Source organism: Bacillus sp. SM2101 (genome assembly GCF_018588585.1).
GTDB classification, from domain to species: Bacteria; Bacillota; Bacilli; order Bacillales; family SM2101; genus Nanhaiella; species Nanhaiella sioensis.
Genome location: NZ_JAEUFG010000061.1, coordinates 1 through 5,444, shown reverse-complemented (window position 1 = coordinate 5,444; position 5,444 = coordinate 1). Strand labels below are relative to the sequence as shown.

The window sequence follows — 5,444 nt, the reverse complement described above, 5'->3', positions numbered from 1 at the left end:
GTAATATTTATCAAAATTCAACACATTATTTAGACTTAAAATGTTATTGAGCTAACCGGGTTTTTGAGGACTGTTATTATTCTCTTTTTGAATTCGAGTCTTTGACCATATGGCGCATATCTGAAATATAGATATGTGCCATTATCCATTTTAGGGCCATTATCTTGAAGACTTGAATTCGAGATAAATCAGATAGTATATAATAGAACAAACAAATGATGGCTAATTATATTTCATTTTGATGAGATGGATTTTATGTATAAAATAAACGATATGAGGTCGTCCATTTACATATGATGAAGACTACCAATGGCAGGAACTTGAAGGCGTTAAGTAGTGTTCTAAGGGTACGGGTGAAACTGCTAAGTCAGTTAACAAGTATTGGGATATTACTATAGAATTTAATGGCAATAAGGTGTATTCTGGAAATTACTTGTTTGACCCTAAATTAGTTGTTGGGGAAGACGGGTGTCATTCATCCTTATCTAATATTAACACTAACACTTATTTTAAATCCCGAAACTCAGTTACCATATTAGGTAGAAGTTGGAAAAAATAATGGGAATTTGGAGGTTATTGATGACTGTAGATATGAGTGTTAAATGTCACTTATACGGTAATAGGTTTTCAGCAAAAAAAGTAGAAGAACTAACAGGGTTAACCTTAGATAACAAGTTGGAAATTGGGGAAATAGCAACAAGAGGTAGATACAAAGGAACGCCTAGCCCATACGGAAACGGGGAACTATCGCCTCCAAGTGAATATAAAGAATGACTTCGGACTGGAATGGATTTCTTTACTGATGAAAGAGTATATAAGTGTCTTTCACCATTGTGGTGCAGAAAATATTGATTTAGTTATTGGTGTCTTTTATGAGGGGCAATGCAATTTTACCTTGCCGTCAAAAGCATTAAAGCTAATCGGTGAAATGGGGATAGATTTATTAATAAGTTGTTATGAGAGTTAATCTCTTATTACGTTAACGGGCGCAAAAGTTAAATTAAAGGATCACCATTTTGGTGGTCTCAGACCGTAGACAACCCCCACCTTCACTATATGTAAAAGTGGGGGTTTGTCTACGGTCTGAAGTATTCTCTATTTCAGAGAATACTTTTTAGTGTTATAGCTCCTACTCGGTAACTACGGATGCTGACAAAATTCTATGTACTTATTGGATTATTATTAATTTCTATTTTACTAACCATTTTTCATGACCGACTATTAAAACGGGATGAGAGCGTATCTGTAACAGGGCTTTCATAATAGTTAGCCTCATGAATTGTGGATCAAATAAAAAAAATGAAAATTCATTCAATGGTACTTGCAACTCACTTAAATATTGCATACAATAAAAAACAAATCATATTTAATGCATTGAAAAGGAGTAATAATGAACTGCTTTCGTTATTAGAGAGTTGACGGGTGGTGAAAGTCAACCGAAAGGGTCATGAACTCGCCTTGGAGTTGTAAACATGAAATGAGTAGTGTTTACCGTTCGTCCGCGTTAAGGACTTTGAGCCGAGTGTACTTTCTATTGCACTAATTTGGGTGGTACCGCGGGAGATAAAACCTCTCGTCCCATGTATTTACATGGGACGAGAGGTTTTTTGTGTTATATCAAGCGTGCTACATCCACATGTTAAGCAGTAGAGCAGTCGGTTTATACATCTATAATCGATGTTATTTTTACTTAAAAAGGAGGAATAAACATGAGCTATAACCATGGCGAAATTGAAAAAAAGTGGCAACACTACTGGGAAGATCACAATACATATAAAACAACTGAGGATGCTGACAAGCCAAAATTTTATGCGCTTGACATGTTCCCGTATACTTCAGGGGCTGGTCTACATGTTGGACACTCTGAGCCATTTACAGCAACGGACATTCTTTCAAGAATGAAGCGTATGCAAGGCTATAATGTCCTTCATCCAATGGGATGGGATGCATTTGGTCTTCCAACAGAGCAATATGCGCTTGATACAGGAAATGATCCCGCAGAATTTACAAAAGTGAATATTGATAACTTTCGTAGACAAATTAAGTCTTTAGGTTATTCTTATGATTGGGGTCGTGAAGTGAATACGACTGATAAAAATTATTATAAATGGACACAGTGGATATTCACGAAGCTATATGAAAAAGGGCTGGCCTATGTTGATGAGGTTCCGGTTAACTGGTGCCCTGTACTAGGGACAGTTTTAGCAAATGAAGAGGTTATTGATGGGAAAAGTGAACGTGGTGGCCACCCTGTTGAGCGTCGACCAATGCGTCAATGGATGCTAAAAATAACTGCCTATGCGGATCGTTTACTTGAAGATCTTGAAGAATTGAACTGGCCAGAAAGTATAAAGGATATGCAAAGGAACTGGATTGGTCGTTCAGAGGGTGGAGAAATCACATTTAAGATTGATAGACACAACGAAACATTGGATGTATTTACGACTCGTCCTGATACCATCTTTGGAGCAACATACGCAGTGCTAGCACCTGAACACCCCTTAGTAGAAAAGATTACAACTTCCGACCAAAAAGTAGAGGTTGAGACTTATATTGATTCCATTAAATCAAAAAGTGACCTTGAACGGACAGATCTTGCGAAAGACAAAACAGGTGTTTTTACAGGTGCATACACGATTAACCCTGCTAATCGAAAAAAAATACCGATTTGGATTGCTGATTATGTGCTTATGGGTTACGGTTCTGGAGCCATTATGGCAGTGCCAGCTCATGATGAGCGTGATTATGAATTCGCTCAAAAATTTAATTTATTAATTGAAGAAGTAGTAGCAGGTGGGGACATAACAAAAGAAGCATATACAGGTGACGGAAAGCACATTAATTCTGGGTTCTTAGATGGTCTTGACATAGAAGAGGGAATCAAAAAAGCTCTGACTTGGCTTGATGAAAACGAAATTGGAACTAAGAAAGTCACATATCGTCTACGTGATTGGCTATTTAGCCGTCAACGCTATTGGGGTGAACCAATTCCAGTTATTCACTGGGAGGATGGAACAAGTACAGTTGTACAAGAAAAAGACCTTCCACTACAACTACCAAAAACAACGGAAATAAAGCCATCTGGTACAGGAGAATCTCCGCTTGCTAATATTGCTGAATGGGTGAATGTTGTAGATCCTGAAACAGGAAAAAAAGGACGTCGTGAAACAAATACAATGCCTCAGTGGGCGGGCAGCTGCTGGTATTACCTACGCTATATCGATCCAAATAACACAGAACAACTAGCTGATCAGGAAAAGCTGAAGGAATGGCTTCCTGTGGATATGTATATTGGGGGATCTGAGCATGTTGTTCTTCATTTGCTCTATGCTCGTTTCTGGCATAAATTCCTTTATGATATTGGGGTTGTTCCTACAAAAGAGCCATTCAAAAAATTATTCAATCAAGGAATGATTTTAGGGGAAAATAATGAAAAAATGAGTAAGTCAAAAGGTAATGTTGTTAATCCAGATGAAATTGTAGAGAGTCATGGTGCTGATACGCTTCGACTTTACGAGATGTTTATGGGGCCTCTTGATGCTTCTATTGCTTGGTCTACTACAGGTCTTGACGGTGCTCGCCGTTTCATTGATCGTGTATGGCGTCTAATAGTTAAAGACAATGGAGAACTAAGTAGTAAAATTAGGGATAAGAACGATGGAAAACTTGAAAAAGTGTACCATCAAACTGTTAAGAAAGTCACAGAAGACTATGAAGCTCTTCGATTTAATACAGGGATATCTCAATTGATGGTATTCATTAATGATGCTTATAAATCAGAAGAACTCCCGATAGAATACATGGAAGGGTTCATAAAGCTTCTTGCGCCAATCACCCCTCATATTGCAGAAGAGCTATGGAGTAAGTTAGGAAATAAACATACAATTACATATGAGGAGTGGCCTACTTACGCCGAGGAAAAGCTTGTAGACATTGAAGTTGAGATTGTTGTTCAAATAAATGGGAAGGTTCGTGCGAAATTGTTGGCTTCCCATGAAGCAAACAGTGAGGAACTTAAGAAACAAGCACTGGAAGAAATACAAGAAACGATTGAAGGCAAAACGGTTCGAAAAGTAATTGTTGTACCTGAAAAACTTGTTAATATTGTAGCGGATTAATAATAATGAAGCAGGAATACCTGCTTCATTATTATTAATCAAGAGAAAAAACTAAAAAAAGAAATCACTCTCGATGAAGCAATATTTTTTAATACTGTTTTGTTTGTATAATATAACATAGGTCATTAACTTCATCATTAGCTCCCTAGCCGACACCAAAAGGTTAAGGAGTACATAACTTAATTTACATAGCATTTGCATAAGTGCATAACCTCACATAGCCTTTAATCATCGGAGTAGGGGTTTTTTTATTTTGCATTTAAAATATACTTGTACATAAAAGAAAAGATAATTTCGTCCTAGGGCGTTCTAGGTAGGCTAATTATTTGGAGCTCTCAAATAGTGAAATTGCTGACAATCTAGGTCTATATAAAGCTGCAGTTGATAATCGGTTGTATCGAGGTAAGATTATATTAGCCACAATGGTTAAATGTGGAAGTTTATTAACTTGAGTTATTAGACGTAGCAGAAATAGAAAAGGCACGTGTGAAACAACATTTACTTAAAAAACGCAAAGAATTACCGATTTGGCGTAATTTTGCCGTTGCTGCTGTTATCACTGTTGGAGCAAGTTCAACAACAGGTTTTGCATTCCCGACTCTTTCATCACAAATTCCTTTTATAGATAATATAATTAATTATTTTAATAATGAAGAGCAACATTACAAAAATTTTGAAATCTTCTCTACTGATATTGGTCTTGCGCAGACGGATAATGACGTTACGGTCATGATTGATAACGCGGTATACGACGGCACGAACATACAGTATCGTTTGCAGTTGAAGCAAATCATAATTTTGGAAAAACGATGAAAATGAGTGGGGGAAACTATTTTAATTGTCATTGGTGAAACCGGTAGTGGTGGTGTTTCACTTGATAATGGGAAGGCCTTTGAAGGAACGACAATATTCGGTACAATACAAGAAGGTGCTAGTCAGCTTATCATTCAACCAGTTGAAATCGTAAGTCTAATGTCTGGTCAAGGTCATATCGAAATTGAGCTCGATCCGATTGTTATTGAGTTGAAATAAAGGAAAACGTAAAAATGTTATTCCACAATATGGCGCAAATCTGACATAATGATTTGCGCACTTCTCATTTTAGGACATGATTGTGGACTAGTAAAATTAATATTTGCTATCAGAATAAGATAGTGAACAAGTGTACTTAAGCTAAAGAAGCAGATAGAAAAAATTTCTTTAAAATAATTATAAAAATTTCGTATGATTAAACTATCTTAATTCGTCCTATATATAGGAGGTGAATATGATGGAGAATCTACAAACTATAGGTGAAGAGACTAAGGACATATGGGGGAAGTATTG

6 protein-coding genes and 1 other annotated feature are annotated in these 5,444 nt (G+C 36.6%); all 6 genes read left to right on the top strand.

Annotated features, from left to right (window positions below; translation table 11 throughout):
* Positions 1 to 579 precede the first annotated feature (579 nt).
* The 6 genes from JM172_RS23825 (at position 580) to JM172_RS23805 (ending at position 5,150) form a co-directional block, all read left to right on the top strand.
* Positions 580 to 774, top strand: a complete 195-nt coding sequence (locus tag JM172_RS23825; protein ID WP_214484876.1) for a hypothetical protein — start codon at positions 580 to 582, stop codon at positions 772 to 774.
* On the top strand, positions 758 to 967 hold the full coding sequence (locus JM172_RS23820) for a hypothetical protein (RefSeq protein WP_214484875.1): 210 nt from the start codon (positions 758 to 760) through the stop codon (positions 965 to 967). The genes JM172_RS23825 and JM172_RS23820 overlap by 17 nt, the downstream gene beginning before the upstream one ends.
* Before the next feature lie 398 nt (positions 968 to 1,365).
* Positions 1,366 to 1,584, top strand: a binding site (T-box leader).
* A gap of 125 nt (positions 1,585 to 1,709) precedes the next feature.
* A complete protein-coding gene (leuS, locus tag JM172_RS23815) occupies positions 1,710 to 4,118 on the top strand; it encodes a leucine--tRNA ligase (protein ID WP_214484874.1) in 2,409 nt (802 codons plus the stop codon).
* Between the two features lie 326 nt (positions 4,119 to 4,444).
* The gene (locus JM172_RS25315) at positions 4,445 to 4,570 is read left to right on the top strand and encodes a hypothetical protein (RefSeq protein ID WP_284730505.1); all 126 of its coding nucleotides are present in this window, start codon (positions 4,445 to 4,447) and stop codon (positions 4,568 to 4,570) included.
* 34 nt (positions 4,571 to 4,604) lie between these two features.
* Positions 4,605 to 4,931 (top strand): DUF4179 domain-containing protein, encoded by a 327-nt coding sequence (locus tag JM172_RS23810; RefSeq protein ID WP_214484873.1) that lies wholly within the window; start codon positions 4,605 to 4,607, stop codon positions 4,929 to 4,931.
* A gap of 6 nt (positions 4,932 to 4,937) precedes the next feature.
* Positions 4,938 to 5,150 (top strand): hypothetical protein, encoded by a 213-nt coding sequence (locus JM172_RS23805; protein ID WP_214484872.1) that lies wholly within the window; start codon positions 4,938 to 4,940, stop codon positions 5,148 to 5,150.
* Positions 5,151 to 5,444 lie beyond the last annotated feature (294 nt).

What these genes read in the sequence shown, in the direction of transcription:
- JM172_RS23825 (WP_214484876.1), top strand. Translation starts at nt 580, where the DNA reads ATGACTGTAGATATGAGTGTTAAATGTCACTTATACGGTAATAGGTTT.
- leuS (WP_214484874.1), top strand. Translation starts at nt 1,710, where the DNA reads ATGAGCTATAACCATGGCGAAATTGAAAAAAAGTGGCAACACTACTGG.